This window comes from Autumnicola tepida (assembly GCF_031846485.1).
Classification (GTDB): domain Bacteria; phylum Bacteroidota; class Bacteroidia; order Flavobacteriales; family Flavobacteriaceae; genus Autumnicola; species Autumnicola tepida.
The window spans coordinates 1-26,967 of record NZ_JAVRHQ010000010.1; the positions used below are offsets into that span (position 1 = coordinate 1).

General features: G+C 43.0%; 20 protein-coding genes and 1 pseudogene. 9 read left to right on the forward strand and 12 right to left on the reverse strand.

The annotated features are described in order from the left end of the window. Window positions 1-145 precede the first annotated feature (145 nt). Window positions 146-1,366: a DNA polymerase IV gene (gene dinB, locus RM553_RS09500; RefSeq protein ID WP_311534684.1), complete on the reverse strand. Its 1,221-nt coding sequence runs from the start codon at window positions 1,364-1,366 to the stop codon at window positions 146-148. A gap of 300 nt (window positions 1,367-1,666) precedes the next feature. Here dinB and RM553_RS09505 point away from each other — a divergent pair, with 300 nt between their 5' ends. Further along, complete coding sequence (locus tag RM553_RS09505; RefSeq protein WP_311534685.1) at window positions 1,667-1,903, forward strand: hypothetical protein; 237 nt, start codon at window positions 1,667-1,669, stop codon at window positions 1,901-1,903. Window positions 1,904-2,012: 109 nt separating this feature from the next. Here the strand turns inward: RM553_RS09505 and RM553_RS09510 are convergent, their stop codons facing one another. Beyond that, the gene (locus tag RM553_RS09510) at window positions 2,013-4,379 is read right to left on the reverse strand and encodes a TonB-dependent receptor (RefSeq protein WP_311534686.1); all 2,367 of its coding nucleotides are present in this window, start codon (window positions 4,377-4,379) and stop codon (window positions 2,013-2,015) included. A gap of 181 nt (window positions 4,380-4,560) precedes the next feature. Continuing rightward, window positions 4,561-5,085 carry a hypothetical protein gene (locus tag RM553_RS09515; protein ID WP_311534687.1) on the reverse strand — a complete coding sequence of 175 codons (525 nt, stop codon included), beginning with the start codon at window positions 5,083-5,085 and terminating at the stop codon, window positions 4,561-4,563. Window positions 5,086-5,296: 211 nt separating this feature from the next. Here RM553_RS09515 and RM553_RS09520 point away from each other — a divergent pair, with 211 nt between their 5' ends. The 5 genes and pseudogenes from RM553_RS09520 to RM553_RS09540 all read left to right on the forward strand — a co-directional run bounded on the left by RM553_RS09520 (window position 5,297) and on the right by RM553_RS09540 (window position 9,208). Then, a complete protein-coding gene (locus tag RM553_RS09520) occupies window positions 5,297-5,542 on the forward strand; it encodes a hypothetical protein (RefSeq protein WP_311534688.1) in 246 nt (81 codons plus the stop codon). A gap of 91 nt (window positions 5,543-5,633) precedes the next feature. Further along, window positions 5,634-6,077 carry a hypothetical protein gene (locus RM553_RS09525; protein ID WP_311534689.1) on the forward strand — a complete coding sequence of 148 codons (444 nt, stop codon included), beginning with the start codon at window positions 5,634-5,636 and terminating at the stop codon, window positions 6,075-6,077. Between the two features lie 437 nt (window positions 6,078-6,514). Then, window positions 6,515-7,246, forward strand: a complete 732-nt coding sequence (locus RM553_RS09530) for an SDR family oxidoreductase (protein WP_311534690.1) — start codon at window positions 6,515-6,517, stop codon at window positions 7,244-7,246. Window positions 7,247-7,278: 32 nt separating this feature from the next. After that, the gene (locus RM553_RS09535) at window positions 7,279-7,497 is read left to right on the forward strand and encodes a hypothetical protein (RefSeq protein WP_311534691.1); all 219 of its coding nucleotides are present in this window, start codon (window positions 7,279-7,281) and stop codon (window positions 7,495-7,497) included. Window positions 7,498-7,627: 130 nt separating this feature from the next. Further along, a pseudogene (locus tag RM553_RS09540) lies at window positions 7,628-9,208 on the forward strand (carboxylesterase/lipase family protein). 80 nt (window positions 9,209-9,288) lie between these two features. On the opposite strand, the gene RM553_RS09545 reads toward RM553_RS09540, so the two are convergent. Further along, the gene (locus RM553_RS09545; protein WP_311534692.1) at window positions 9,289-11,769 is read right to left on the reverse strand and encodes a glycoside hydrolase family 2 protein; all 2,481 of its coding nucleotides are present in this window, start codon (window positions 11,767-11,769) and stop codon (window positions 9,289-9,291) included. A 145-nt stretch (window positions 11,770-11,914) separates the two neighbouring features. Between RM553_RS09545 and RM553_RS09550 the strand changes: the two genes are divergently transcribed. Then, window positions 11,915-12,901, forward strand: coding sequence for an aldo/keto reductase (locus RM553_RS09550; RefSeq protein ID WP_311534693.1), 987 nt, complete (start codon window positions 11,915-11,917; stop codon window positions 12,899-12,901). Between the two features lie 138 nt (window positions 12,902-13,039). Beyond that, window positions 13,040-13,837 (forward strand): response regulator transcription factor, encoded by a 798-nt coding sequence (locus tag RM553_RS09555; protein WP_311534694.1) that lies wholly within the window; start codon window positions 13,040-13,042, stop codon window positions 13,835-13,837. 154 nt (window positions 13,838-13,991) lie between these two features. Here the strand turns inward: RM553_RS09555 and RM553_RS09560 are convergent, their stop codons facing one another. Then, complete coding sequence (locus RM553_RS09560; protein WP_311534695.1) at window positions 13,992-14,681, reverse strand: hypothetical protein; 690 nt, start codon at window positions 14,679-14,681, stop codon at window positions 13,992-13,994. Window positions 14,682-14,950: 269 nt separating this feature from the next. On the opposite strand from RM553_RS09560, the gene RM553_RS09565 reads away from it, so the two are divergent. After that, the gene (locus tag RM553_RS09565; protein WP_311534696.1) at window positions 14,951-15,982 is read left to right on the forward strand and encodes an endonuclease/exonuclease/phosphatase family protein; all 1,032 of its coding nucleotides are present in this window, start codon (window positions 14,951-14,953) and stop codon (window positions 15,980-15,982) included. Between the two features lie 67 nt (window positions 15,983-16,049). On the opposite strand, the gene RM553_RS09570 is transcribed toward RM553_RS09565, so the two are convergent. From RM553_RS09570 to RM553_RS09600, 7 genes are all read right to left on the reverse strand, one after another. Further along, on the reverse strand, window positions 16,050-16,658 hold the full coding sequence (locus RM553_RS09570; protein ID WP_311534697.1) for a hypothetical protein: 609 nt from the start codon (window positions 16,656-16,658) through the stop codon (window positions 16,050-16,052). Window positions 16,659-16,777: 119 nt separating this feature from the next. After that, window positions 16,778-18,421, reverse strand: coding sequence for an alpha-amylase family glycosyl hydrolase (locus RM553_RS09575; protein WP_311534698.1), 1,644 nt, complete (start codon window positions 18,419-18,421; stop codon window positions 16,778-16,780). Next, entirely contained in the window at window positions 18,418-20,046 is a 1,629-nt protein-coding gene (locus tag RM553_RS09580) for an alpha-amylase family protein (protein ID WP_311534699.1), read from the reverse strand. The genes RM553_RS09575 and RM553_RS09580 overlap by 4 nt, the downstream gene beginning before the upstream one ends. Before the next feature lie 130 nt (window positions 20,047-20,176). Next, window positions 20,177-21,847, reverse strand: coding sequence for a sulfatase family protein (locus tag RM553_RS09585; protein ID WP_311534700.1), 1,671 nt, complete (start codon window positions 21,845-21,847; stop codon window positions 20,177-20,179). 41 nt (window positions 21,848-21,888) lie between these two features. Beyond that, window positions 21,889-23,445: a sulfatase family protein gene (locus RM553_RS09590; protein WP_311534701.1), complete on the reverse strand. Its 1,557-nt coding sequence runs from the start codon at window positions 23,443-23,445 to the stop codon at window positions 21,889-21,891. Next, window positions 23,445-24,692, reverse strand: a complete 1,248-nt coding sequence (locus RM553_RS09595) for a glycoside hydrolase family 172 protein (RefSeq protein WP_311534702.1) — start codon at window positions 24,690-24,692, stop codon at window positions 23,445-23,447. Before RM553_RS09595 ends, RM553_RS09590 begins: the two co-directional genes overlap by 1 nt. 442 nt (window positions 24,693-25,134) lie before the next feature. Further along, complete coding sequence (locus RM553_RS09600) at window positions 25,135-26,946, reverse strand: family 43 glycosylhydrolase (RefSeq protein WP_311534703.1); 1,812 nt, start codon at window positions 26,944-26,946, stop codon at window positions 25,135-25,137. Window positions 26,947-26,967: the final 21 nt, after the last annotated feature.

Here is a 26,967-nt window from a genome sequence, read left to right on the forward strand (position 1 = left end):
TTTTTAACTCCGAACTTTTCACTTTCCACTCTTCACTTTTTCTATCCACAAATCACATTGCACATTCTCCATTATCGATTATTCATTTAACCTTAACTTTAACTTAGTACCTCGTATTTCTTACTTCGTACTTCTAACTTCAACCTTACCGATGTCTGTGCGCGAGTACCACAGGAGGCTGCCCGTTAAACGGATTTTCTCCCCGCCCCACGCTGGTACCGCCAAAAGTAACGGCCCTCACCACACTATGTTCCCCAAACCGGTTCCTGATCTTATCTATAGAATTGTACAAATTCAGCATCTCCTCGCTATCATCAAACAGGTTAATCTGGTAATTTCCGCCTACAAGCCCGGTATATTTAATGCCGATAAGCCGAATTAACAATCGGCGGGTATACAGCTGCCGGAAAAGCTCCTCAATCTTGGGAATCAAGATATGATCGGCGCTGGTATAGGCAATTTTTGCGTGTTTGGTCACCGTCTGGAAATCGGAATAGCGAATTTTCACACTTATGCTCGAAGTGAGCTTATTTCCCCGCCGCAGCTGGTACGCCAGGTTCTCGGCCATGCCCACCAAAGTGGCCTTCAACTTCACCATATCTATAGTATCCTTGTTAAAGGTTCGTTCGGCCGAAATCGATTTGCGCTCATGAAAAGGAATAATGGGCACCTCATCTATCCCGTGTGCCCTTTTCCAGATGGTACGCCCGTTTTTGCCCAGCACACTTTCCAGCATTTCTACCGGCATTTGCTGAATAGTTCTTATTTCCCTGATCCCCAGGCTCATTAATTTCTGAAAGGTTTTGTTCCCGATCATGGGGATTTTCCCTGCAGAAAGCGGGGCTAAAAAATCTTTTTCGGTTCCTGTTTCAATAAAACGCTCATTATTGGGTTTAGCCTCCCCGGTGGCGATCTTGGAAACGATTTTGTTCTGTGATAAGCCGAAAGAAATGGGAAGTCCGCTTTCTTTAATGATGGTCTGTCGCAACTCTGAAGCAAATTTCCTGATCCCGAAAAATTTATCCATTCCGCTGAGATCGGCATAAAACTCATCTACACTTGCTTTTTCAAAAACCGGCACCCTGTTTTGGATAATTTCGGTTACTTCATGGGAATATTTGGAATAAACAGAGGCATCCCCTTTTATCACAATCGCCTGGGGACATAATTGCCGGGCCACTTTCATAGCCATGCCGGAGCGTACGCCATATTCCCGCGTTTCGTAACTCGCTGCCGCTACCACGCCGCGGTCTCCCATCCCGCCCACAAGAAGCGGCCGGCCATTAAGCCGGGAATCCCGCACCCGCTCTACCGAAACAAAAAAGCTATCCAGATCCAGGTGAATGATTGACCTATTCTTACTCATTTGGAATATTTCCTTTTAAATGGATTTTTTCCAAAATTATAAAATGTCAGGGGAGTAAATAAGCAATAAAGAGTTAAATTTATCAACAGTTCATTTTCAGGTGAATTAGTCAGCTCATCAAGAGGGACTCAGCAGTTTATCATAAAAAGCCATAAGAAAAACTCAACGCTGCGATACCGGAAAGAATTCGCAATCCGTAATAACAATTTGACCATAAATTTGTTGTCATCAACAAATAATGTATTTAAAAAATACCCAAGAAGTTTATCCAATTCCCTACTTTTAATAAAAGGTCTGATTATGAAAATAATAATATCCGGAGAAAACAGAGAGGATCTTAACAAAGTTTCTGAAATAGCTAAAAAATTGGGGCTCGAAGTAAATTCCACAGAAACTCGGAAAAAATCAAATTCCAAAGAACTGTTACGCCTAATGCAGGAAAAATCTGCTTCAGGAGGGATTAAATCCATACCTGACCCTGTTGCATGGCAGGAAAAGGTTAGAGAAGACAGACATTTATACGGGAGAAACAAATAATGAATGTTCTTTTAGATTCAAATTAACCTGATTGAACCTCTTTAGTTTCAACAGCCATAAATAACAAAAAACTCCCGTTTCCGGGAGCTTTTGTTTTCAGCATTAAGTATTAAAAATTATACTTCAGGCTAAGTCCGCCAAAATAGTTGGCTTCATAAGGCGCGGGCAAATAAGCATCGGGCAACTGGTTTAAAAAAACCATGTAATAATACTGGCTTACGGTAATGTTGCGCACGCCGGCATAAAGATCGGCTTCAAAATGGCCAAAATCATGACGGTACCCCAGCTTCGCGTTCAGCAAATTATAAGGATCGGTCACATTTGCACCGTCTGAGGTAAACGGCATGGCATCTCTATAGGAATAATTAATATTTCCGTAGAAACCGGCATTGGCCAGAAAATCCACCCCGGCGTTCACCACCCAGGGCGCCACGCCGGCCACGGCATTCCCGCTGTAATCCACCTGTACGGCTTCCCCTTCAGAATTTAAAGATTCATATGCGTAATCTTCATATTCAAAATCGGAATAAGTAAAATTCCCGTATGGGCGTATATTCCTGAAAAAACCTGTAGCCGACTCGTACGCGTTGAATTTCAGCAGCAATTCCACGCCTTTATTATCCAGCTTTCCGCCGTTGGCGATATAGGTATAGGCGGTGGTATTTTCATCCAGCGGCACGGCCACCGAGGTGAATTTGTCTTTGAACTTAGCGTTAAAAAATGCGAGTTCATAATACAAGCGATTGCTGAAAAGCGAGCCTTTAGAACCTATCTCAAACTGGTCGCCAACTTCCGGCTCCAGCCCGGTGTTGAGTTCTCCTGAAGTAGAAAGCACAATATTGCCGCTTACCGGCGCATTGTAGCCCCTGCTGTAAGATGCGTAAACTGAAACATTGTCGTTAAAGAGTTTATTGAGCGCGAAATGCGGCGATACCAGGTGATGATAATCGGCATTTACATTTCTCTCCAAATCGCTGCCGGCTTCATACATTCGGTTTTCCAGGTCTATATTCATAGCACTCATTCCCACGCCCGCGGTAAGGGAAAAATCCATTGGCATTTGCAGCGTCCATTCGGTAAAAATATTGGAGTTATTGGAAATGGCAAACTGGTTGCTCCTCAGGCCTCCAATAATATTATATCCTTCAGGGTCTTCAGGATTTTCCACCATTCCGTAGCCAACAATCTGCGCACGTTGCTCCTGCAGTTCAAAACCTGCGCTTCCGCTAAGGGCAAAATTATTGTTCAGCTTAAAATTGAAATCAAAAACCGAACGGGCGCCATAGTTTACCGGCGTTTTATCTGTCCATCCTCCTGCCGAGCTGGCGTTACTGCTAACACCCGAGCCAAAAACAGTGGTGGTGTTGGAAAGCCAGTTATTAAACAAATAGGAATGGCTGAGGCCTGCCCTGAAGCTAATCACTTCAGAATGGGCATTGTTCTTAATATATCTCGCGCTCCCGCTGTAATCCAGGTTGTTGTACTGCTCGATGGTAAGCTCGCCGCCGCGCTCATCATAACTGTTGCTGTAGCCAAAATAGGCTGAAAGGTACTGGTTCTGGTTTGGCCGGTAATCTACCACGGCGTTTACAAAATCTTTGGTGGAAGCCGTATGGGCCATATATCCATCGGAGGTCTGGTGGCCGTAATTCAGCAGCAGCGAAGTATTTTCTGTGGCCGTGGCAAACTGGGTGGTAGAGCGGAAAAGTCCGTAATCACCCACTGTGAGGTTCTGCCCCAGGGAAGTCTCCCCCGCTTCCGGCCGTTGCGTTTGCAGCTGTACCACCCCCGCGATGGCAAGGCCAAATTTTGTTCCGGCAGGCCCTTTAAGCACATCTACAGAACCTATGGAAGCAAAATCGATATCATCCAGCAAGGTTACGCCTTCGGCATCGGTAACCGGGATATTGTTAAGGTACACCTTATATCCCTGGCCGTCAAAATTATTGGTGGCGCCCCTAAAGCCCACTCCGTTTCCATATCCGCGGATGTTGAACTGCTGGCCTGAAGAAACCGCCCTCCGGTTCATACTCACCCCGGGAACATTCGCATTTATCGCGTCATCCAGAAAAAGGCCGGTCCCGCGGTTAAGCTCCACGGGGTTCAGCTGTACTTCAGAAACCGGATTCTGCAGCGCCCGCTGCAAATGTATGGCAGTTTTTAATTGTACTTCCCCAAGTTCTGCAACCGCAGGAACCAGGACGATCCTAAGTTCGCGGCCACAATCTTCAATTTTCGTGCTCCAGCTGGTATAGCCCACAAAGCTTACCTCCAGTTCCGCACCAGGTTTACAGCGCACCTCAAAGCGCCCGTTATTTCCGCTACTGCCAGCGGGCATCTTATTAATACTTATTCTGGCTCCTGTGAGTGGTTCCCCGGTTTCAGCATCATAAATACTTCCTCTAAGTCGGTTGTTCTGGCCAAAACCCAGGGCAGTAACCATTAATATAATCAGGTATAAAAAAAATCTTATCATGTATTCAATTTAAAAGGTTTAATATCAGATTTGAGCAACCATAAAAATGGCCGCTTTTGTTTATTTGAAACAACTCTTCTTCCTAGCCTAGGATTCACCCAAGGCAATATTAGAATTACCCGGAAAACTTCTCCGGAATAAAAATTAAAAGCGAAAACTTTAGAAAGCAGAACCTGGAATATTAAATCCGCTTTGGCGGTGGGCCGGAAGGTTCTAATCCCGGCGGCTTGTAAAAATTGAAATACTGAAAATTGGAAAGATTATTCTCTTCTGAAGAATGCATTGCCAGCGCATCAGGTAAATTCCTGGGCTGGAAAAAAACTTTATTAAGGGATTTCGCCGGCTTTCCATTCCTTTTATTTCGCCTGGAATTTTTCTCCAGCTGCTTTTTAAGGCTGGCCAGCAAAATAGTCTCCTCTTTGTCCACAATGCAATAGTAGATGGTGGCAGCATGCTTTTTTTCAGCTCTTACCACATCATACAATTTGCCTTTATAGCTAAACTCCCCGTCTTCGTGCCAGTGAAATTCCTTTTTTGTTGCTGAAGAATATTTTAGCTGAACCAGTTCCTCTTCAGGAGTACCATCAATAATTTTTTGCCTGACTTCCTGTTTAATCTGATAAAGCTGAACTCCGAAGGCGATGTAAAATCCCACAGAATTAAAAGAAAAAATAAAAAGCAGCAATATCGCGGAAGCTTTCTTCAAAAGCTGAAACTTAAAATTTGAAGAACTAAAGTAACTAAAAAATGCTGTGCAGCTGCAATTAAGCCGCCCGTTTTCCAAAAAGCGAAAGAAAAGGCATCAGCATTACGATACTCTTATAGTTTTAAGCATAAAAATAAATTACAATCAATTCCATATAGCAATAATTAATTTTTCGTAAATTAAAAGGCTTGCAATTTATAAATTCAACATTATGGAAGATGCATTTCAAAATCCGGAGCTCATAGAAAACTGCACAGGAAATTTTATTTTCAGGAAAAAAGACGGCTTTAAAATAGATCCAAACGGAATATTGATCCCTGCCAGAAACCTCAATTTTTACAAGTTAGGAGGAAAGTTTATCAGTATAAACATGGAAAAGTCGCGCAGGTCTAAGAAAGAAAAAATTTTCAGGTGCGCTTATAAAATGATGAAGGCTTTTAACCGCTCCCTAAATTAACAGCTATTCCCTTTTTTCTTCTGAAAAATTATTTTTACCTGTTTATATACCACTCCCCATTATTAAAAGTTGTGGCAAATGCCAGAATTGAATGAAAAAAATACTTAAAGATTTAGGAAAACATATACTTTGGAGTTCATTGATAGTTTTAGGCGGACTTTTCCTTTATATGATTATTGTTCAAATAATAGGATATCTTCCGTATTCAGATCGACCAGGCCCAGGATGGCAAAATGATGGTAACATTTTAAGTTGGCAAGGAATTTCAATGATTGGAGGCTTTATATCATTTCTCGGAATTTACATATTAGTATCATTATTAATAATTTTCGGATTATTCCGCATCTTTAGATTGTTCGGATATAATAGAATTGTTTTTTCGACTTTAGGAGGTTTAGCAATCGGATTAATTTCCTTTTATTGGACAATGGGAATTGGTTGGTACATAGCAATTGATTTTTCAACAATAATAGCTGGCGGAATATTAGGATTGATTTACGGTGCGTTTTTATTCCCAAGATTTCTAAAAACATAAATTTTGACTAAGGCACGTGGCACAACAAAGTCGGTTAACGGCCAATATGTGGTATTCAATCAAAATCGATAACTTAGAACTCAAACAACAAAATATTAAGCCGACAACTCCGTGTGCTTAATTCCGCACACTGGCGGGAGCCGTAATCGACAATCTGACTTTCAATAACCTCACAGGCGCCTTCTCCGGCTTCTCTGAAGCACTTCAACTCCCATAACTTTCGCTTTTCCAGGCTGCCGGGACAACAAAGCCCGGAAATGCTCCTCCGATATATTATCAATTGTCCTTTGTTTAATTTCAATTGCTCATTATCAAACTCAATTATTCACTATTCCCTCTTCCATTTTTTCCCGTTAAAATCTTGTTATTTAGAAAGCCCTTAACGTGCATAGCCGCCAGAAATTTGGATATTTAAATAAACCGGAGAAGTAAGATATATGATGCTTGAGAATAAAATAGCGGTAGTAACAGGGGCCAGCAGCGGGATTGGAAGAGCAATTGCGAAAAAGCTTTCTGCAGAAGGTTGTAATGTTGCCCTTGCCAGCAGAAACACCGATAAGCTTAAGGAGCTGCAAAAAGAATTGCCCGGCAAAAGCCTGGTGGTAGAAATGGATGTAAGCTTAACCGAGAGTGTGGTGGCAGGTTTTAAAAAGATAAAGAACGAATTGGGAGGAATTGATATCCTGGTGAATTCTGCGGGGGTTATGCCGCTTACCTACCTTAAAAACCGGCACCTGGACGAGTGGCTACAAACGGTGGAGGTTAATTTAAAAGGATGCCTGCGTTGCATTTATTCGGCGTTACCCGGTATGAAAGACCAAAAAAGCGGACATATTATAAATATTGCTTCGGTAGACGGAAAAGAATTATTTAAAGGCGGGGCGGTTTACGGCGCCTCCAAAGCTGCCGTTATAGCGCTTTCCAAAGCAATGCGAATGGAACTTTCCCCTGAATTTAATATTCGAGTGACCGCCATAGAACCAGGCACCGTGGAAACCAATCTCCGGAAAGATATTACAGACACCGAACTATTGCAGAATAAGGATTATGATGAGGAGGAACCCAGCCTGAATACTGAAAACATAGCAGACGCGGTTTTTTACGCCATTTCACAACCCGACTCGGTGAATGTAAACGAATTATTAATTAAGCCTACGGGCAAAGCATAACAATTAATTACTAACCTTAAAATATTAAAATAATGAGCGATTTATTAGCAACAGGAAGTAAATTCTTAGCAAAAGGCGCAATTTTTAAAGCAGGAAAAAAAGTTGTAACCAACGGCGGAGTATTAGGGGCCGCACTGGGAGCTGCCGCGGGAGTAGGATATCTGGCTTATAAGATCTTCAAGAAAAAGAATGAAGAAGATTTAAGCAAAAATTATAAAGAAGTGAAAGGAGACAAAAAGATCATTGTTTAAGAATTTCTTCCTTTCAGGCTATAAAACCGACTGCCGGAATTTAATTGTCATTTTGGAATTTCCAGAAGACGTTTAAAAATTCCGGCAGTTTTTTATGGAAAGCAGTATCTTTAATACAAATCTCTTTCTCATGAAGAAAAATTTACTGCTTTTAATCTTGTTTTCGCTTCCGCTAATTTTGTCTGCACAGGATAAGAATCCGGTGCAAACTCAAATCCAAAACGGCACTATTGAAGGATACCACGATCCAGCAAAAAACCTGAACATCTACCTTGGAATTCCTTTCGCCCAGCCTCCTGTAAAAGATTTACGCTGGAAAGCGCCACAGCCTTCCAAAGACTGGAGCGGGATAAAAGAAACCAAATCTTTTGGCCCGGCCCCCGTACAGGCAGATGTTTTTGGGGATATGGTTTTTAGGGGAGACGGCCAAAGTGAAGATTGCCTGTACCTTAATGTGTGGACTCCTGCGGAAAAAAATACTGAAAAACTACCTGTACTCCTTTACTTCTACGGCGGCGGATTTGTTGCCGGTGACGGATCGGAACCGCGGTATGACGGTGCTGCTATGGCCCAAAAAGGCATTGTGAGCGTTACCACCAATTACCGGCTTAATATTTTTGGCTTTTTTGCCCATCCTGAACTCAGCGAGGAAGCAGCTTACCACGCTTCCGGCAATTACGGACTTTTAGACCAGTATGCCGCCCTGCAATGGGTACGGGAAAACATAGCCGCTTTTGGTGGCGACCCGGAAAAAATAACCATCGCGGGGGAATCTGCCGGCTCCATTTCGGTGAGCGTGCAAATGGCCTCTCCCCTTTCCAAAAATCTTATTGCCGGCGCAATTGGAGAAAGCGGTGCTGCTATAAAACCCACTCTTGCACCCGTGTCTCTAGCTGAAGCTGAACAAAACGGGAAACAATTTGCTGAAAAAGCCGGATATTCTTCCCTTGCCACGATGAGAACTGCTTCCACTGAAGAGATTTTTGAAAAATATAAAGCTTCCCAGGCTTTTGGTTTCCCAAGTGTTATTAACGGGTATTTCCTTCCGGAAAGCCTTCCGGAGATTTTCAGAAAAGGGAAACAGGCGCAGGTGCCGCTGCTGGTGGGATAGAATTCTGCTGAAATTCCCGGAATGGCCTTTATGCAGGGCCAGCCTTATTCCGAAGAAAATTATATAGAGAAAGTGAAGCAGACTTATCCTGAAGATTATCAAAAAGTACTGGAGCTTTATCCCCACTCTTCCGAAGAAGAGATTGAAAGCTCTGCCACCGCGCTGGCTTCAGACCGTTTTATTTCCTACAGCACATGGAAATGGTTTGACCTTCATCGTAAAAACAGCAAAGAGCCGGTTTACCGTTATCTTTTCAGCAAAATAAGGCCTCCGCTAACAACCAACACACCACCCCAAAGCCAACCTGTTGGTGCGCCCCATGCTTCGGAAATCCCTTATTTCCTCGGAAATCTTGAGCTTACAAATGAGTATGAATGGACTGCTGAAGATCATAAAGTTTCTGAAACAATACAGCAATATTTGGTCAATTTCATCAAAACCGGTAATCCTAATGGCGGTAAGCTGCCGGAATGGCCTTCTGCAGAAACTGCAGGCACCAATCCTCCTGTGATGATTATAGATACGGAATTTAAAGTTGAAGATGCACCAGACGATGCCCGGTATTTATTTCTTGATAAAGCCTACGGCAATACTGAATAATAGATTTTTGCCAAACCTGTAAATCATAAAATATCAGCCATGCTTCAGCTGGCTGATCAAATTCATTAAAGAGCCTAAAGCTAATCCAGCTTTTGCAATGCTATTCCGCCAATGTAAAAAGCTGTCCCTTTTGCGGCTTGAATTTCTATGTTCCCTTCAGCTTTTACCTGTAAGGTTTTTTCAACAAAATGAAATTCCGGCGCAGGCGATACTTTAATTTTATTCCCATTCAGCAGTAACTCAAAACCATCTGTAGAAGTTCCCGTACCGGCACTTTTCCTGTTCAGCTCGTAAGCCAGCTTTTTATCTTTGCCCAGGTTGGCAAACAGCAGCCTTACATTATAATCACCTTCAGGCACCTTGATCTTTATATTTTGAACATCGGTAATCCCGGTCTGGAAAAGAGGATCATTTTTGGTATTCCTGATATTCGTGCTGCTTTTTACCGGTTTGGCGCTTTCTGAAATTTGTAAGGTTTTTAATGCTGAAGCTGGCAGCCACTGCCTGTCCTTATCATCAAGAAAATAAGTGTTGCTGCCAAAATTAATTCCCAGCCAGTCACCGGCTGAAAAATCAGGTTTTTGCCATACAAGCTGCATTTCGTCCTCTATTTTACCTTCCCTGTTCAGGATTTCAATTTTATTAGAAGCCTTAGTTAATTCCAGGTTTACCTTCACAACACCATCTTCCGGAATTTTTTCTGCCACTTTTTCACCATTCAGTTTTATAACCACTTCCTGGTTGGAGATAATTTTAAGTTCTTTTCCTGCGGAAGAACTAATATGCACCGGCAGGTCCCGGTAAATCCTGCTAAATTTCTCATCGGGACGTAGCATGCTTTTGTACCAGTAATAGATGTTTTTTGGAGAGCGGTCATAATTCACCAGGCCTTTTTGATTGATATGAGGCATGGCATCTCCCCGAAATTCTGAACCAAAATCGGCAAAATTCCATGCGGTCATTCCTATCACAAAATCCCTCGCCAGCACCTGTTCAAGATACCCCTGGTGGTACAGCAGCTGGTACTCTTCGCTAAAGTCGAACTTTTCAGGAGTATTGCTGTGCAGGCGCGCATCGGCGCCCACGCCATATTCCGAAATTATCACTGGCCGTTCAGGGAATTTTTGATGCTCCATATCCAAAAATCCTCCCAGGTCTTCAATTTTCCCATCGTACCAGCCGTAGTAAAGGTTCCAGCCCAGCACCATCGGTAAATCTGTAATCCCTGTTTGATTATAGATCTGGTTGCCGTGAATAGCCATAACCGTTATATGCTCCGGGGCCAGCTCCAGGGTAAGATTTTCAAGTTTTTGAGCCAGCTTTAGGGTGTGGTCTATAATATTTTGCTTTTCCTGGCCTTCAGCATTATCAAAAACCATCCTGATAAAGATCTCGTTCATATACCCGATAAAAATAAAGGAAGGATGGTTGTAATTCTGGGCGATATGCTCCCGCTGCATCTGCAGCACATTTTTTTCATACTCCTTATAATCTTCTGCCACCGGCACTTTATTTACCACAGGAATTTCAGACCATAAGATAAGCCCCAGGCTGTCTGCCGCTTTATAGATTGCCTGGTCCTGCGGGTAATGCGCCAGCCGTAGAAAATTCGCCCCCATTTCCTTAATTTTCACCATATCCTGAAGCTGCATTTCCACAGGCACGGCATTGCCCATGCCTTGCCAATCCTGGTGCCGGTTTACGCCAATAAGCTTGAGCTCCTTTCCATTAAGCTGAAAACCTTCCACAGCAGCTTCAAACTTTCTAAAACCAATGTTGTGCTCATAAGAATCCACCAGACTTGAGGCATCTTTAAAAATGGCAATTTTGAGCTTGTATAAATTTGGGGCTGCCGGCGACCACAATGCTGGCTGCTCTACAGGAAAATTTAAGCTGAAATTTTCCGCAGTATTTTTTTCTTCGGAATAAACCTCTTTTCCTTCAGGATTAAAAAGGGAAATTTTGAGCTTCAGCTTTTCCTTTTCAGGATTTTCAATTTCTCCTGAAAGTTTTACCTCAGCATCATAATTTTCATCTAAAACCGGGCTGATTTTTACCTTATCGGTTCCATATTCTTTCCTAAAATGAACCTTATTTTCTGCCACCAGCCATACTTTTCGGTACAGCCCGCCATAGAAAGTAAAATCCGCATCAAGGGGAGGAATGGTCTCATTATGGGCATTGCTCAATTCCACCTTTATTTTATTTTCACCAGGTTTTACTGCGGAAGAGAGCGGAACCTGGAAAGCGGTATAGCCGCCTTTATGCTCCCCCACCAGTTGATTGTTCATATAAACCTTAGCATCCTGGTTTGCTCCGCCAAACTGAAGATAATAAACCTGGGAAGTATCATTAACCTGAATGGTTTTTTCATAAATCCCTTTCCCCCGCCAGTATCCGGGCTCATCGTCAAAAGCATCTTGTACATTCCAGGTATGCGGAAGCTGTACCTGCATTGCTTCAGGATTTTTTTCCGAAGAAAACCGCCAGGTGGTCAGCTCCTTCTTTTGCGCAGGAGCTACTGAAGAAAATAACAGAAACAGGAGAAATAACCGGTGCATTTGTAAAATTTTGGATTCCAATTTAAACAAATTGAAACTATTTTCTTTGAAGAAGACCTGTCCTTTTTAACAAATTTATGCCTGGGAAAAATTTCGGTTTTTTAATGGCAATTAAAATTTCTAAATTTAGAAAAAATAAGAAGTTATGAATTACAGAAGACTAGGAAAAACAGATTTAGAAATTTCAGAAATATCCCTTGGAACCTGGCAGGTTGGAGGTAAATGGGGCTCCGGCTTTGATGATGCAAAGGCAGACGACATCCTGAATACCGCCATAGATGAGGGAGTGAATTTTATAGATACCGCCGATGTTTATGAAAACGGCATGAGCGAAACCGCGGTTGGAAGAGTGGTACGCTCCCGTTCAGAAAGAATTTATGTGGCCACAAAATGCGGCCGGCAGATCAACCCGCACATAAATGAAAATTACACTCCTGAAGTGCTTACAAAATATGTGGAAGACAGCCTTAAAAGAACCGGGCTCGATACCCTGGACCTGGTACAATTGCACTGCCCGCCCACAGATGTTTATTATCGCCCGGAGATATTTGAAACCTTTGAGCGTTTAAAAGAGCAGGGGAAAGTCCGCAATCTTGGAGTGAGCGTGGAAAAAGTGGAAGAAGCCATAAAAGCCATGCAATATCCCAACGTTAGCACGGTGCAGATTATCTTTAACCTTTTTCGCCAACGACCATCAGAACTGTTTTTTGAGGAAGCTAAAAAACATGACGTGGGAATTATCGCCCGGGTGCCACTGGCCAGCGGACTGCTTACGGGGAAATTTGATAAATCCACCAGCTTTGACAAAGAAGATCATCGTAATTTTAACCGTAACGGTGAGGCTTTTGACCAGGGGGAAACTTTTTCTGGCGTAGATTATGAACAGGGCCTTAAAGCCGTGGAGGAACTCAAAAAGCTCTTTCCGGATATGGAAAACCTTGCGCCAATCGCATTGCAATGGATTTTACAGTTTGAGGAAATAAGTTGTATTATCCCCGGGGCTTCCAAAAAAGACCATCTGCTGTCCAATACTTCTGTTTATAAATTACCTGCTTTAACTGATGAGAAGATTCAGCAGATGAATGCCATATATAAGAAGTATATAAAACCACAGGTACACCAGCGCTGGTAGGCAGCCATCGAAATATTATCTTGTTCAAACCTGCCCTCTGAGGCAGGTTTTTTAATTAGGAATAAAGTTAAAATGATTAACAATAAAAAAACAGTATCCGCTAAATTTTCCTATATTGATAGTAAATTTTCCTTATATATGTCAAAAGAAGAAAATAAGATAGCTGAATTATGGAAAAAGCAATACTCTTCACATATTTTAAAGTATTCCCGGTATGAGATCACAGAACAGTTCCAGAAGTTCGCTTTAATGTTTGCACCCGGGGAATCGTATTTCTATATACTTAATATGCACAACCTGGAACTGGATTATGTTTCCCCTGGCGTAAATGAGTTTATTGATATTTGCGCTGAAAATGTCACTATGCAACAGCTGCTCAACCTGGCTTTACCTGAAGAGATTGAGAAACTGGAAAAAAAGGAAATGGTCATTAAAGATTTTTTCACCAATTATCTCAGTCCTTCAGAATTTCTGGACTACAAGCTTGTATATACTTACAGGATGGAGGATTATAAAGAGAAAAAAAGGCTAATGCTTATGCAGGCCACTCCTTTATCTGTTGATAAAAACAATACTCCCCTGCATGTGCTCACGATCCACAGTGATATTTCCCATTTTGGAAATATTAGTACCGGAAAGGTTTCCTTTATGAATCTTAAAGGTGGAAAATCCTTTTTTAACGTTCCTACAGAAACCGGTAAATTTAATCCGAAAGCCGGCAATGATGAGCCTGATATCTCGGTAACGCTTACTGTGAGAGAAAAAGAAATTATAGATCTTCTGGCCAAAGGCTATGGCGCCAAACAAATCGCTAATAACCTGAACCTGTCTATCCATACCGTTCATACCCACAGGAAAAATGTGCTTGCAAAAAGCGGGTGTAAAAACACGGCCGAACTCATTGCTGAAAGTATGATGGCGGGAATCCTGCAATAAAAAAGAAGATTAGCCACAGTCCCCTACAAACTGCGACCAATCTCTTTACCGGATGATAAAAATTATCCAGATTTATTTTTACTCTTGCCTGAAACCAAAGAATAAAATTGTTGCAGCCAGGCTCTGCTTAATACAGGTTTCCTGAAATGGTACGTCAAAAGGAAAATCCAAATCCTATATTGGCTATAAAACCCTCAAACAAATACTTCTGCGGGGAACTTTCTGTATCAAAATAATCATCAAGATAATAGGTTTGCGTTTCTGTTGAGCCATCATCAAACCGCACTTTTGTATCCACGCTCTTGGGCAATTCCTCAAAAGCATATCCTATCTCGGGCCTGAAGTAAAAAAGGCCTCCAAGTTTAGCTCCTAGTTTTAGGCTAAAGGAATTTCTTTTAAACTCCATGGTAGCGACACCAGTTTTGCCTGGATCCTCGCTGGATTCCAAATCAGTCTCGGTAAATTCAAGCTTTAAAGCCCCGTAATTCACCCCGGCATACAGGCCTTTTCCTGGTTTAAAGAAGTAATAATTAAGTCCGCCCTGGAAATACGTAAAGGTAAGATTTGTAGTTTCATCTTCCTCTTGTTCCTCGACAAACAGATCTGACAAAAAGCCGTAATCAAGTTTTGAATAATCAAGATTCACGGACAGCTTATGGTTTATTAGTGGAGTCACATATTCAACATTTCCTCCAATAATGTTGGGAAATCCCAATTTAAGCCCAATTCGGAATGGCCTGACATTTTCTGTACTTTGGCTGCCTTCCTGATCCATCACCTGTGCCCGGCAAACACCACTTAATCCCATTAAAATGGCGATAACTAAAATTCTTGAAGTTTTCATTATTCATGTTTTAATTGATTATCACTAATAGCTGAAACTAAGACTGTTGCGGGCATTACAACCAGAGTAAAAATAGTTATGAAAAGATCTTATATCAATACCCATTAATAGGGATATTCGTAACTTCCAAATTGATATACCGTACAGAAAGCAGAATTTCTGTTAACAGCTAATTACAAAAAGTGAAAATAACGCTCCACCCACAATGCTGCATAATTGCCAATAATTATCTGTAAATTAGAAGCACCTGTAAATTAGATTGTATTCCTATGAAGCTTCTTTGGAAAATCCTCTACTATTTTATTATTTTTTGCTGTACCCTTCTTATTCTTTGCACCCTGCTTTCGCTTATATATGACATTCCGCGCTGGTACCTAAAAGTCCTGGATTTTCCCAGGACCCAATATTTAATTTGCGCGGTAATTTTTCTGATTCTGTTTATCCTCATTAACAGAAAATGGAAAACAGCTTCCATTCTTCTCACGGCAGGATTGGTGGCTTCCATCGGCATTCAGCTGGATTTTATCCTTCCTTATTTTATTGCAGAAAAATCTGTTCCCAATGCCAATATGAAAATTGTTAAACCAGAAAATACAGTAAGTATTTTGCTGGGCAATGTTTTAATTACAAATCATCATGCTGAAGAATTCCTGAATATTATCCGAAACAATGATCCAGACATGGTCCTGGCCATGGAGGTGAATGACTGGTGGGTGGAGCACCTTAAAAGCCTGAAGAAGGATTACCCGTACCAGATGAGCCTGCCCCTGGATAATGCCTACGGAATGGTACTTTATTCAAAAATGCCACTAAAAAATTCAGAAATTAAATTTTTTAACCATAGCCGTGTGCCTTCTTTTCATGCTGAAGTGGAATTGCCTTCCGGTAAAAGCTTCAGGTTTCACGGCATGCATCCCGTAGCTCCTTTTCCCAGTGATAAATATCCTGAAAATATTGGAGATGGAAGGCAGGATGAACAGGAGGAAATAGCCATGCAGAAGCTGGGGAGCATGGTTGCCAGGGACAGCCTCCCTTCTATTGTGGCAGGCGATTTTAATGATGTTTCCTGGTCCCATACTTCCAGGCTGCTTGAAAAGGATGATATTCTTAATAACGTGAGGATCGGCCGGGGACTTTACAATACTTTTGACGCGAAATCACTTATAATGCGCTGGCCGCTGGACCACTTCTTTGTTTCCAAAGAATTTTCTGTAGTTGAAATTCAGCGCTTACCAAAGTTTAACTCCGATCATTTCCCTATTCTTGCCGAACTGGCTATAGAAAGCAATGCTTCAGAATAGTTATTTTTCCGCATAAAAAACCCGGAGAATATTCTCCGGGCAGGTAAATTTATAATATTGGTGATTTTTACCAGTTCTCATAATAGCCGTTATAGGCCACAAATTCGTCTTCATCTATGCGCCCATCACTATTAGTATCCCAGTCACCGTAAAGCCCGTCATTGAATTCCGATTCGGTAATCATTTCATCATCGTCATCACCATCATAAGTACCAAACCATTCCGAATCTGAAAAACCTTCTCTCCACTCCGCGCTATCCAGCATGCCGTCATCATTGGTATCGTAGGCATCAAAATCGCCCTCTGCCGCATAATTGCCATACATACTGCTATAACCCTGGTTCCATTCTTCCTCACTTATAGAATCATCGTCATTGGCATCTGTATTTCCAAAGGTGGTTTCATAAAACTCATCTTCATTTAAAGAACCGTCACCATCACTATCCCAGTTGGCAAAATCATTTTCGACAGAATTTCCAAACTCATCTTCATTCCAAACGCCGTCACCGTCTTCATCATATTCATCAAAAGGCCCGGCATTTTCGTCTTCCTCAATAATATCATTGTCAAAATCATTTTCCAGCATCTCCTCGGTTTTGCTCTCGTTGTCTTTACAGGCTGTAAAAGAAGAGCCTATTGTAAATATTAGAGCAAATAATAGAATTAACTTTTTCATATTATATGTTTTTTTAATTAGCATTTTTAAATTACCCGAAAACTTACAAAAGCGTAAATTCCCCTTGCTAAATGTTTCCTAATGAAAGTTTAAAGTTCACCAAACCAGAAAAACTGCATTTACCGGGCACCAACATCTTTGCCGGTAAGTTCTTTATAGGCATTATTGTATTGCAGCATTTTTCCTTCATCGGGAGCAAGGGACACTTCGCCAGAAATTTCTTCGCCTTCAGAGGACCGGACAGTTCCCAACCTGCAAATTCCATTTTCTCTGATATTTTCAAGCTGAAGAGTGACTTCAGAAGAACCTAAATTCAGCAATATTAGAAAAGTTTTTTCTCCATCACTTCTGAAATATGAAAGCAGATTATCCTGGCATTTGTAAGGAAAGTAATCGCCAATATGAAGCGCGGGTTCAGTGTTTCGCAGTTTCAGAAGTTTCCTGTAAAGGGATAACAGGCTGTCCTCTTTTTGCCATTCGCCAGCAACATTACATTGCCCGTAGTTACCCACCGGCAGCCATGGATCTCCCGTAGTAAAACCGGCATTTGAAGAATCATCCCACTGCATAGGCGTCCTTTGCGGATCGCGGCCCAGGTTTTTACCCGGTACATTTTTTTCATGCGGATCCTGTACCTGTTCTGGCGGAATAGGAACGTCTTCCATACCAATTTCCTCTCCATAATACATGGTTGGCGTGCCCCTAAGGCTAAGCAGCAGCATAGCGGCAACCCTGGCCTGGGACTTCCCCACCCTTGTTGCCAGGCGGGATTTGTCATGATTTCCCATAACCCAGTTTGGCCATGCTCCTTCGGGTAAGGCTCCTTCATAATCATTGACTGCCGCAAAAATTTTAGCGGCATCCCACGGCAAGCCTATAAGTTGAAAATTAAAAGGCAGCTGCGCCCCTTTATTTCCTTCGCCATAGTACATAATGAGTTTCTCCACCGGCAGGTAAATTTCCCCAATTAACACCCGGTCTGTATACTCATCGGTTACCTGCCGCATTTTTCTTACCACTTCATGAACTTCCGGCTGGTCTGTAGAATAAGCGGGAATCAGTTTGCGATAGGGCGACATGGTCTCCGGGGAATAATCGGGATTAGGCGGATTGTCCCTGAACTGATCATCTTTTATCATATGCCACATCACGTCTACCCTAAACCCGTCTACTCCTTTGTCCAGCCAAAACCGCATGGCCTTAAAAACGGCTTCGTGCACTTCCGGATTTCGCCAGTTAAGGTCTGGCTGCTCTTTTAAATAAGCATGATAGTAATACTGGCCGGTTTGCTCATCCAGCTCCCAGCCATCACCTCCAAATTCGCTCAACCAGTTATTTGGCGGGCCGCCATCTGCCGCAGGATCTTTCCAGATGTACCAGTCCCTTTTAGGATTTGTCCTTGACTTTCTGGATTCCTGGAACCATGGATGTTCGTTGGAAGTATGGTTTGGCACCAGGTCCAGGATCATTTTCATGCCTTTTTCATGTACCTCTTTCAACAGCTGATCAAATTTTTCCATATTCCCAAAAAGAGGATGAATGCCGGTATAATCACTTACATCATAGCCAAAATCGGCCATGGGAGAAGGATAAATAGGAGATATCCAGATAGCGCCCACCCCCAGCTGCTGCAGGTAATCCAGCTTTTGCTCTATTCCCGCCAGGTCTCCAACACCATCTCCATCACTGTCCATAAAAGAACGGGGATAAATTTGATATACCACCTCTTTTTGCCACCATTTAAATTCGCTTTCCTTCATCATAAAAAATTTCTTTTTTCCCGAAACCATCTGTAGCCGTAAGAAGAAATTTCTGTAGGGTTTTCTAGTTTTGAACGGGAATATTCCTTGTTTGCAAAAATTTCCAGCATCTCTGTATCTTCGCCCAGAGAAAGCTTAATTTCCTGATCCTTACCTGAAAAGTTATGTATGGCCAATGCCATTCCGGAATCTGTTTTCCTCATAATCGCCAGCACCTTCTTATTATTGGTTTCAAGAATTTCAACCTCCCCTTTTCCGAATTCAGGACATTCCTTCCTGTAATTTATTGCCCGGTTGATCCAGTTTAAAAAGGAAGAAGAATCCCTTTGCTGACTTTCAACACTATTATTTTTGTATCCATAGGCACCTTCTGCTATTGCTTTTCTTACCAGTTTTTCAGGTTTGGCTGTGGAAAAACCTCCATTCTCCCGGGAGCTCCACTGCATTACGGTTCGCACGCTGTTCCTGCCTTTCAGGTTTAGATCTTCTCCCATAGAGATCTCCTGCCCATACCTTATAAGCGGTGTTCCCGGCAGGCTTAGCAACAGGCTGTACACCAGTTCCAGTTTTTGCCGGTCATTATTTAACATTGGTGCAAGTCTCCTTCTAATTCCGCGGCCAAAAATCCGCATGTTTTCTTCCGGCGCAAAGTCTTTAAATACTTCTTCCCGCTCACTTGCAGTAAGGCGTTCCAAATCAAGCTCATCATGGTTCCGCAGGAAATTTGCCATCTGTTCTTTTTGAGAGTGCACCGGCAGTTGTTCTATAGCCCGGGCCAAAGCAGTTGCCTCCCCACGGGCCAGTGCCAGAAAAATGTAATTATTCACATAAAAGTTAAGGAGCATATGCATCTGGTCACTTTTCCCAAAGAAATCCTTATACCGCTTCGGGTCCACATCTACTTCAGCCAACAATACAGCATCGGTTTTTTTCTCCTGAACGAACCTGCGGAATTTCCTTAATACATCATGAGGGTCGTTTTCAAACGCAACATTTCCTTTCTTTCGCAGCATATGGGTAACTGCATCCATACGAAAACCCGAAACCCCAAGTTTTAGCCAAAAATGCATTATCCTCATAATTTCGTCCTGTACGGCAGGATTGGAAAGATTAAGGTCTGGCTGAAAAGGATAAAAGGAATGGTAATAAAATTGCCCCGCTTCTTGGTCAAAATGCCAGTTGGTACCGCCCTGATCTTCACCAAAAATGGCATGGGTGCCATGCTCTTCAGGCTTTTCATCTGCCCAAATGTAAAAATCGCGGTATTTGGAATTTTTATCTTTACGTGCTTCCTGAAACCAGAAATGCTCTTCTGAAGTGTGGTTCACCACGAGGTCTATAATTACCCGAATCCCAATTTCCTGGGCATTTTCAACAAATTCGGCAAAATGCCCAAGATCGCCCAAACGTTTGTCCAGCTGGTAATAATCCCGTACATCGTAACCATTGTCCCGGTTTGGAGTGTCGTAGAACGGCAGCAACCAAATGCAATCTACTCCCAGGTGCTTCAGATAGTTCAGGCGGTGGCGCAGGCCCTTAAAATCTCCAATTCCGTCACCATCAGAATCCATAAAAGATTCCACATCAAGACTGTAAATAATCGCATTCTTATACCAGAACCTGTTCATAAGCATTTGTTTCCATCCCTAAGCTATAAAATATTAAGCGCGGGAAATCATAACAAATACTAAACGTTTCGTAACAGACTGTTAAGCTAAGAAATTGAATATAAGAACATTATGCGCACCCGGAAAAGCATTAATTCTTCCGCGGATAATATCCTGGTTCTTCGCCCTTGATGTTAGAAAACATATCGTAAGCCCGCTGCACTTTTTCCGGAGAAGTGGTTTCAAATTCCTTTTCGGTTACATGATATACCTCCTGTAAAGAATCCAATTTCTTATGAAGCCGTTGCCGGACTTCAGCATAACCGGGATCATTATAGATATTGTTCCTCTCCCTTGGATCATTCTCAAGGTCGTACATTTCCCACTGGTCTATATCATCATAAAAATGCATGAGCGCGTAACGATCTGTTCTTACCCCGTAATGTTTTTTCACCATATGAAAAGCCGGAAAATCATAATAATGATAATAGATGGCATCCCTGAAGTTTTCATCTTTCACCTCTCCCTGCAGCACGGGACGAAAAGATTTCCCCTGGAATTCCTCCGGAATGGGAGCGCCGGCATAATCAAGGAAAGTCTCTGCAAAATCAAGATTCTGTGTAAGCGCATAAACTTCCTGGCCTTTGCTTATGTGGCCGGGATACTTCATTAACAACGGCATACGAAATGATGTTTCGTACATGTAGCGCTTGTCAAACCAGCCGTTCTCCCCCAGGAAAAAACCCTGATCTGAAGTATAGACCACCAGCGTATTTTCATCCATACCATTAGCTTTCAGGTAGTCCAGGATTTTCCCCACCCCGTCATCTACAGCTTTCACCGTTGCCAGGTATTCCTGCAGGAAGCGCTGCCCCATCCATTCATCCAGCGCTCTTCCCTTTAAATTTGCCTTATGCATGGCATCATTTTTTGGCTGATACGCACTATCCCAGGCCGCGCGCTGTTCCGCAGTCATCCTGCTGAATTCGTTATGCCAGGGATCGTGTGCCAGTTCAGGACTTCCTTCTTCCAGGGTCATTTTCAGGTCGTAACCTTCATACATATCTTTATAGATGGTCATCAACTGGTCCCGTGCGGCAATTTGGGTAGAATCAAACTCCCTGAAATAGGAATCGGGAAGCGGAAATTCTGTACTGTCAAATTCATTTGCATAGCGCAAAGGAGGCATCCAGTTGCGATGCGGCGCTTTATGGTGCACCATTAGAAAGAAAGGTTTATCTGCAGATTTTTGTGCTTCCATCCAGGCGATGCTTTTATCGGTAATAATATCTGTGGTATAGCCTTCTACCTGGGTGGTATCATTATTTTTGATAAAATCGGGATTATAGTAATGCCCCTGGTCGTTTAAAATTTCCCAGTAATCAAAGCCGGTTGGAGTGGTGCCCAAATGCCATTTCCCAATAATGGCCGTGGTATAGCCATTTTCGCGCAGTACTTTTGGCAGCGTTTCCTGCGAGCCATCAAATTTATCCCCGTTCATCCTAAACCCGTTCTCATTGCTAAACTGCCCGGTAAGGATGGTTGCCCGGCTGGGCCCGCACAGGGAATTGGTGCAGTAATTCCTGAAAAAAGTAGCCCCATCTTCAGCAATCCTGTCGATATTTGGAGTAGGCGCGAGTTTGCTTAGCGGGTGGCCGTAAGCGCTAATGGCCTGCAGGGCATGATCGTCAGACATTATAAAGACGATATTGGGCTTTTTATCGGTTTCGGCTTTTTGTTCTTCGGAAGCGGAATCTTTACATGCTGATAGTGAAATTGAAAAGCAAATGCTGAATAACAAAAATTTCAAAAATCTGTTCATAATGTATGTTTTAGCTGAAGTTTCTTTTTTATGCTGAAAATTTACTGCTGCGGACGGGTTTGCGTGGAGGACCGTATTTCTTCTATCCTGTCCCTCATTTCTTTAGCCTTTTCAGGATACTGGTTATAAAGATTCACCTTCTCTGAAGGGTCTTCTTTAAGGTTATACAACTGAGCCGGCGGGGCAGTTTCCTTTATCTGCCCGTTCTGAATATCGCTGTTTTGCTGCCCGGTAAAAGTGGTGGCTGCCGGGCCGCCAAAATCATGCATCCCGCGATGGGGCGCATTAAACCCGCCGCCTCCCTGCGCTGAAATATAAACCCAATCGCCCTGCCTCAGGGCAATATTTTCGAGGTTATTGGGTGCGATAAGCATTTCCTTCCTTATTTGTTTAGTGGTTTCTCCCAAAATAACCGGCAGCATATTGTAACTATCCACCGCTTCGCCTTTCTTCAGTTTCCTGTTAAAAAGGGCAGCGAAAGTAGCGGCCATATCCACATTGCTACTCAGCAGCTGTGAAGCCACACTGTTCTCCTTCACTTTCCCCGGCCAGCGTACAATAAAGGGCACGCGGTGGCCGCCCTCCCAGGCATCAAATTTAAAGCCGAGCAAATCCCCATTCATATGATGTTCCATTTTATAGGCGTCCTGGCCACCCATGTTCAGCATTCCGCCGTTATCGCTGGTAAGGATGAGCAGGGTGTTTTCAGCAAGATGCTCTTCCTCGAGGGTATGCATCACCTCTCCCACGATCCAGTCCAGTTCTTCTATAAAATCGCCATAGCGGCCCGCATCGCTGCTGCCCACAAAACGCTTTGCAGGAGTGAACGGATGATGGATATTGGTTGTGGCATAATACAAAAAGAAAGGCTCATCTTTGTGCCGCTTGATGAAGGCCACCGCAGAATCCTTCAATGTAGTTCCCACCAGCCGGTCTTTATAAAGGGAATGCGCCTTATCTGCCCCTCCTATTTTCTGGTCCCACTTGTTCCATTTTTCAGGAAAAGGCTGGGTGTTGGCTTCCTCTCCCCAGACAAAAGGATCGTCTTCTTCCAGTCCCACCACATAATGGTTGCGAACATATACAAACGGCGGATGGGAATTTAAAACAGGAACCCCAAAATAATAATCGAAGCCAAGCTCCAGCGGGCCCGGATTTAATTCCTCATTCCAGTTTACCGGCCTTTGGGTTCCAAAGCCCAGATGCCATTTCCCCACGATCCCGGTGGCGTATCCCTGTTCCTTAAAAATATCGGCTACACTAAGCTGGTCCTGATCTATAATTAAAGAATCGCGATCAAAAATAGCGCTGGAAAGGTTGTTCGCCCTAACCGGATATTCCCCGGTAATGAACGCATATCTGGAAGGAGTACAAACGGCAGAGACGGTATGGGCATCGGTAAACCGCATGCCCTGTGAAGCAAGTTTGTCTATATTTGGCGTATGCACTTTTGTGGCCCCGTACACCCCAAGGTCTCCATATCCCAGGTCATCTACATTAATATAGACCACGTTTGGCTTTACCGCCCTGCGCACCTGTGCAGCCAAAGAAGCAGCTATAAACAGAAAACAGGGCAAGAACAACAGCAGTTTCTTCATTACAATCCTGAACTTTTATTAGTATTCGTTTTTGTGAGGTTTTTAGTGCGAACCTCTAAGGCCTGCAGGGAAGGAAGGTCGGTTACGGGTTTATTGAGATAGAAGTAAGCTGTAGCCGAAACATCATCTTCACGATAAAAATTTGTCCAGCCTTTTGGCGCGCCTTCATCGTTAATGTTGATATTTGAATCTTTACCTAACAGGCGGTAGAACCCGTCTTCAGCATCTATGGTTACAGGTTGAAGTTTCGCCCCGTTTTTCATAAATTCCTTAACCCGTGCCTGTGGTGCACCCCCCATTTGCTGAATGGTAACTTTAATATCATTATAAAAATAAACGGGGTCCGGCACATGATAGCGATAAAAGGCAAATTCGCCGTTCTCTTTATCGGCTATTGGAGAACCATGAAATTGCTGGGAATAAGCTCCCTGTCCATACGCGGTACCTACATAATCTTCAGTACCTGAACCTACAAGGCTTGGAGTACCGGTATCTCCGTCAAGATAAATTTTTACCTCTCCTTCTCCAAACCAGGAATCCTCATAATCCTTGTTTGTTGCAACACCTATATTGGTTCCCAGGAACCTCCCTTTCCCTTCAACCTGGGGCAGGATTTTAAAGTCCTCACCCAACGTGGTTTTAGGTGTCCTGTTCCAGTAGGCATGAAAATAAAGCAGGTCTTCAGGATGATCTTCCAGCGTAAGATTTACATCATAAAACAAAGCTTTCAGATCTTTCTGTGACTGATTCACAACTTCGATTTTCGCACCTTCTTTAAAAGGCATGGGAATAAAACACACGAAAGACCGACCTTCAGGATCGGCAAAAAATTCGCTTTCGAAAGGCACTTTTTTGCCCAGCCCCACGCCGAAAAAATCGCCAATTGGCACAGACACCGCAGGTTTTTCTTTATTGTCCCAGTACATATTGATTACCAGGGAGCGCAGCATTTCAGGGCTGCGGTCGCTAAAGGTAAGCCAGATTCGCTGCACCGTTCCGCTTCCTTCTACATCCAGTAAAGAAATGCTTTCCCCGGCATTAATCCTGTTGAAGGGGTGCCCTTTGGCCCCTTTGTTCTCCAAACCTCCTGAAGCCTTACCGGCACTGAGGTTCTCAAAACTGGACCAGCGTGTTTCCACCTTCTTTTCAGGCATTTCGTAGATCTTCTGAGCCCTGGAAAGCGGTATACATCCCAAAACGAATAAAACAACGAAAACTCCACTTTTCAATTTTTTAATTTTTCTCATGTGTTTAAAATTTAAGATGTTCTTTTTAGTTCGGTTTCGGATTATCAGAAACAGGTTTCAGAGTGTTTTTGACTTCCTATTTATACCCCTCCGGCCTTTGGCCACCTCCCCTTGAAAAAAGGGGGGAGCTATTGCTAATGAGGTACTGCCTATATTACTTTTTCCTGCAAAATTTTTAATATCACGTAGGTCTTCCTGAATCAGGATTAACTTTTTACACCTACAAAATCGAAAAAGACATTGCTGGGCATAACTTCTAACAACCTCTCCGGCCTTGGGCCACCTCCCCTTGAAAAAAGGGGAGGAGCTATTCCAAAGAAATTTTTATTTTCTATTTCGCTGTCCTCAAGGTTTTCAAAACCTCGTAGGTCTTTCCAGCCCGGGATTAAACTTTAAAATACCTACAAGGTCTTAAGACCTTCCAGGAATGCGTTTCAAAAACCTATTCTACATGAACAGTTTTACTCCTTTCAGAGATGCCGTTTTCACTGAAAGCCTCTACCTGGAAGTAATATTCCTGGTCTGTATTTAAAGCCCGTAGTTCATATTCATTTTCAGAATAGATCATTACTGAATTGTTAAGTTTTTCTTTTTCTATTCCCCAATACAATACATAACCCATAGCCCCGGGCACTTCTTTCCAGCTTACATCGGCATTTCTTTTATCTTCCTGCCTTAAAACTTCAAATTCTGAAGGCTGCTTCGGAAGTTTTCCGTAGCCTTTTCCAAAAACCCGAAATTCGGATATTGCCAGGTATTCATTTGGGGTGTTTACATTGCGGTAGCGGATATAGCGGGCATCTGAAGGCTCATCAAGTTCGATATAAGCATGAGGCTGATCCCGAAGATTTTCAGAATAATCTACCAGTGTATTCCACTTTTCCCCGTCCAGGGAAGCTTCGATAATAAACTGGTGTTTCAGGCCTTTTAGCCTTCCGAAGAGCCTGGCATTAAACTCCTGGAAATTCACCTGCAGGGCGTTTATCCTCATTTTATTCCCCAAGTCGATGCTTACCTGCAGCGAATCGTTATTCCCATTGGCCACCCAAAAAGTACTAATATCTTCATCTACCAGTTTGGAAGCATCGTATTCGGTATCTTTTGAAGTTAGAACAGGCTCCATGGTTGGCCCTATCACCCTTTGCTGAATGCCTTTTTCTATAACAGAATTTGCGGTTGTCTTTTTGTTGTAAGAGAGCAGCATCCAACCAGCAAAACGGTTTCGATGCTCCCCAACCTCTGTTCCCGGCAACAGCTGGGGATAGTCTCCATAAGCGGTATTGACATACATCTGCCCGTCATCTTCAAACCCCGCGGGAAAAAGGCCAATTCTTCTTTCAAATTTATAATTCACTGAGATGGGCATAGTGGCAAAATGCCAGAAATCACCATTATTGTCCTGTACAGTACTCCCGTGGCCGGCCCCGGTTAAAAATCCGCCAGGTTTATAAGAAACGGGGTTGTATGGAGCATATTCAAACGGGCCAAGGGGATTATCGCTGGTGTAAACCCCATCGGCGTATACATTGAATTCGGTACCCGGCGCGGCATATTGCAAATAATAGGTGCCGTTGTGTTTGGTCATCCAGGGGCCTTCCAGGTACGGTGCCATATCTGAAGAATGATTTTCACCAAACCGCTCCCAGCCGTGTTCTTCAGGATGCAGGCTTACCAGGGGCTGCTCCTCTCCCACAGGCATGTAATGATTGGCCGGGTCTAACTCCACCCCATGCAGGGGATGGACATTGGAAGACTCTTCATATAAATACACCTTCCCGTCATCATCAACAAAAAGAGCGGGATCCTGAATTTCTATAGGAATCACTCCAAACTGCGTTTGCCAGTCGCCTACTTCCGGGGTATCGGTTTTAATTACCGCCATTCGCCCGGAAGGATCGGCAGCAACAATCACCTCATCACCTTCAACAGCCGCGGCCGGCGCATTGCTTCCGTTAAAATACCAGTTTTGGGGCGTAACAAACTCCCAGTTGCTCATATCTTCTGAAACCCAGTAGCCAAAAGAGCGTGTAACGAACATATAATACTTGCCCTTAAAGTTGATCACAGCGGGATCGGCCCCCGCTCTATAGGATACTCCTGTATGCGCATGCAGCGCCATATAGGTGTAATCTATGTCTATAGGGTTACAATATGTTTTGAAGTGGCGCTCTTTTGCACCATTTTGCGAGAAACAATTTCCTGCAGCGATAAATGCAAGTACTGAAATGATAATTTGTTTACAACTAGCTTTCATTTTTAGATCTTAGAACATTTT

Bases quoted from the DNA above. Each gene is read 5' to 3' on its own strand.
- RM553_RS09595 (WP_311534702.1), bottom strand. From the start codon at position 24,692: ATGAGAAAAATTAAAAAATTGAAAAGTGGAGTTTTCGTTGTTTTATTC.
- RM553_RS09600 (WP_311534703.1), bottom strand. From the start codon at position 26,946: ATGAAAGCTAGTTGTAAACAAATTATCATTTCAGTACTTGCATTTATC.
- RM553_RS09575 (WP_311534698.1), bottom strand. From the start codon at position 18,421: ATGATGAAGGAAAGCGAATTTAAATGGTGGCAAAAAGAGGTGGTATAT.
- RM553_RS09565 (WP_311534696.1), top strand. From the start codon at position 14,951: ATGAAGCTTCTTTGGAAAATCCTCTACTATTTTATTATTTTTTGCTGT.
- RM553_RS09560 (WP_311534695.1), bottom strand. From the start codon at position 14,681: ATGAAAACTTCAAGAATTTTAGTTATCGCCATTTTAATGGGATTAAGT.
- RM553_RS09535 (WP_311534691.1), top strand. From the start codon at position 7,279: ATGAGCGATTTATTAGCAACAGGAAGTAAATTCTTAGCAAAAGGCGCA.
- RM553_RS09520 (WP_311534688.1), top strand. From the start codon at position 5,297: ATGGAAGATGCATTTCAAAATCCGGAGCTCATAGAAAACTGCACAGGA.
- dinB (WP_311534684.1), bottom strand. From the start codon at position 1,366: ATGAGTAAGAATAGGTCAATCATTCACCTGGATCTGGATAGCTTTTTT.
- RM553_RS09585 (WP_311534700.1), bottom strand. From the start codon at position 21,847: ATGAACAGATTTTTGAAATTTTTGTTATTCAGCATTTGCTTTTCAATT.
- RM553_RS09505 (WP_311534685.1), top strand. From the start codon at position 1,667: ATGAAAATAATAATATCCGGAGAAAACAGAGAGGATCTTAACAAAGTT.
- RM553_RS09590 (WP_311534701.1), bottom strand. From the start codon at position 23,445: ATGAAGAAACTGCTGTTGTTCTTGCCCTGTTTTCTGTTTATAGCTGCT.
- RM553_RS09570 (WP_311534697.1), bottom strand. From the start codon at position 16,658: ATGAAAAAGTTAATTCTATTATTTGCTCTAATATTTACAATAGGCTCT.
- RM553_RS09530 (WP_311534690.1), top strand. From the start codon at position 6,515: ATGATGCTTGAGAATAAAATAGCGGTAGTAACAGGGGCCAGCAGCGGG.
- RM553_RS09580 (WP_311534699.1), bottom strand. From the start codon at position 20,046: ATGAACAGGTTCTGGTATAAGAATGCGATTATTTACAGTCTTGATGTG.
- RM553_RS09550 (WP_311534693.1), top strand. From the start codon at position 11,915: ATGAATTACAGAAGACTAGGAAAAACAGATTTAGAAATTTCAGAAATA.
- RM553_RS09525 (WP_311534689.1), top strand. From the start codon at position 5,634: ATGAAAAAAATACTTAAAGATTTAGGAAAACATATACTTTGGAGTTCA.
- RM553_RS09545 (WP_311534692.1), bottom strand. From the start codon at position 11,769: ATGCACCGGTTATTTCTCCTGTTTCTGTTATTTTCTTCAGTAGCTCCT.
- RM553_RS09510 (WP_311534686.1), bottom strand. From the start codon at position 4,379: ATGATAAGATTTTTTTTATACCTGATTATATTAATGGTTACTGCCCTG.
- RM553_RS09555 (WP_311534694.1), top strand. From the start codon at position 13,040: ATGTCAAAAGAAGAAAATAAGATAGCTGAATTATGGAAAAAGCAATAC.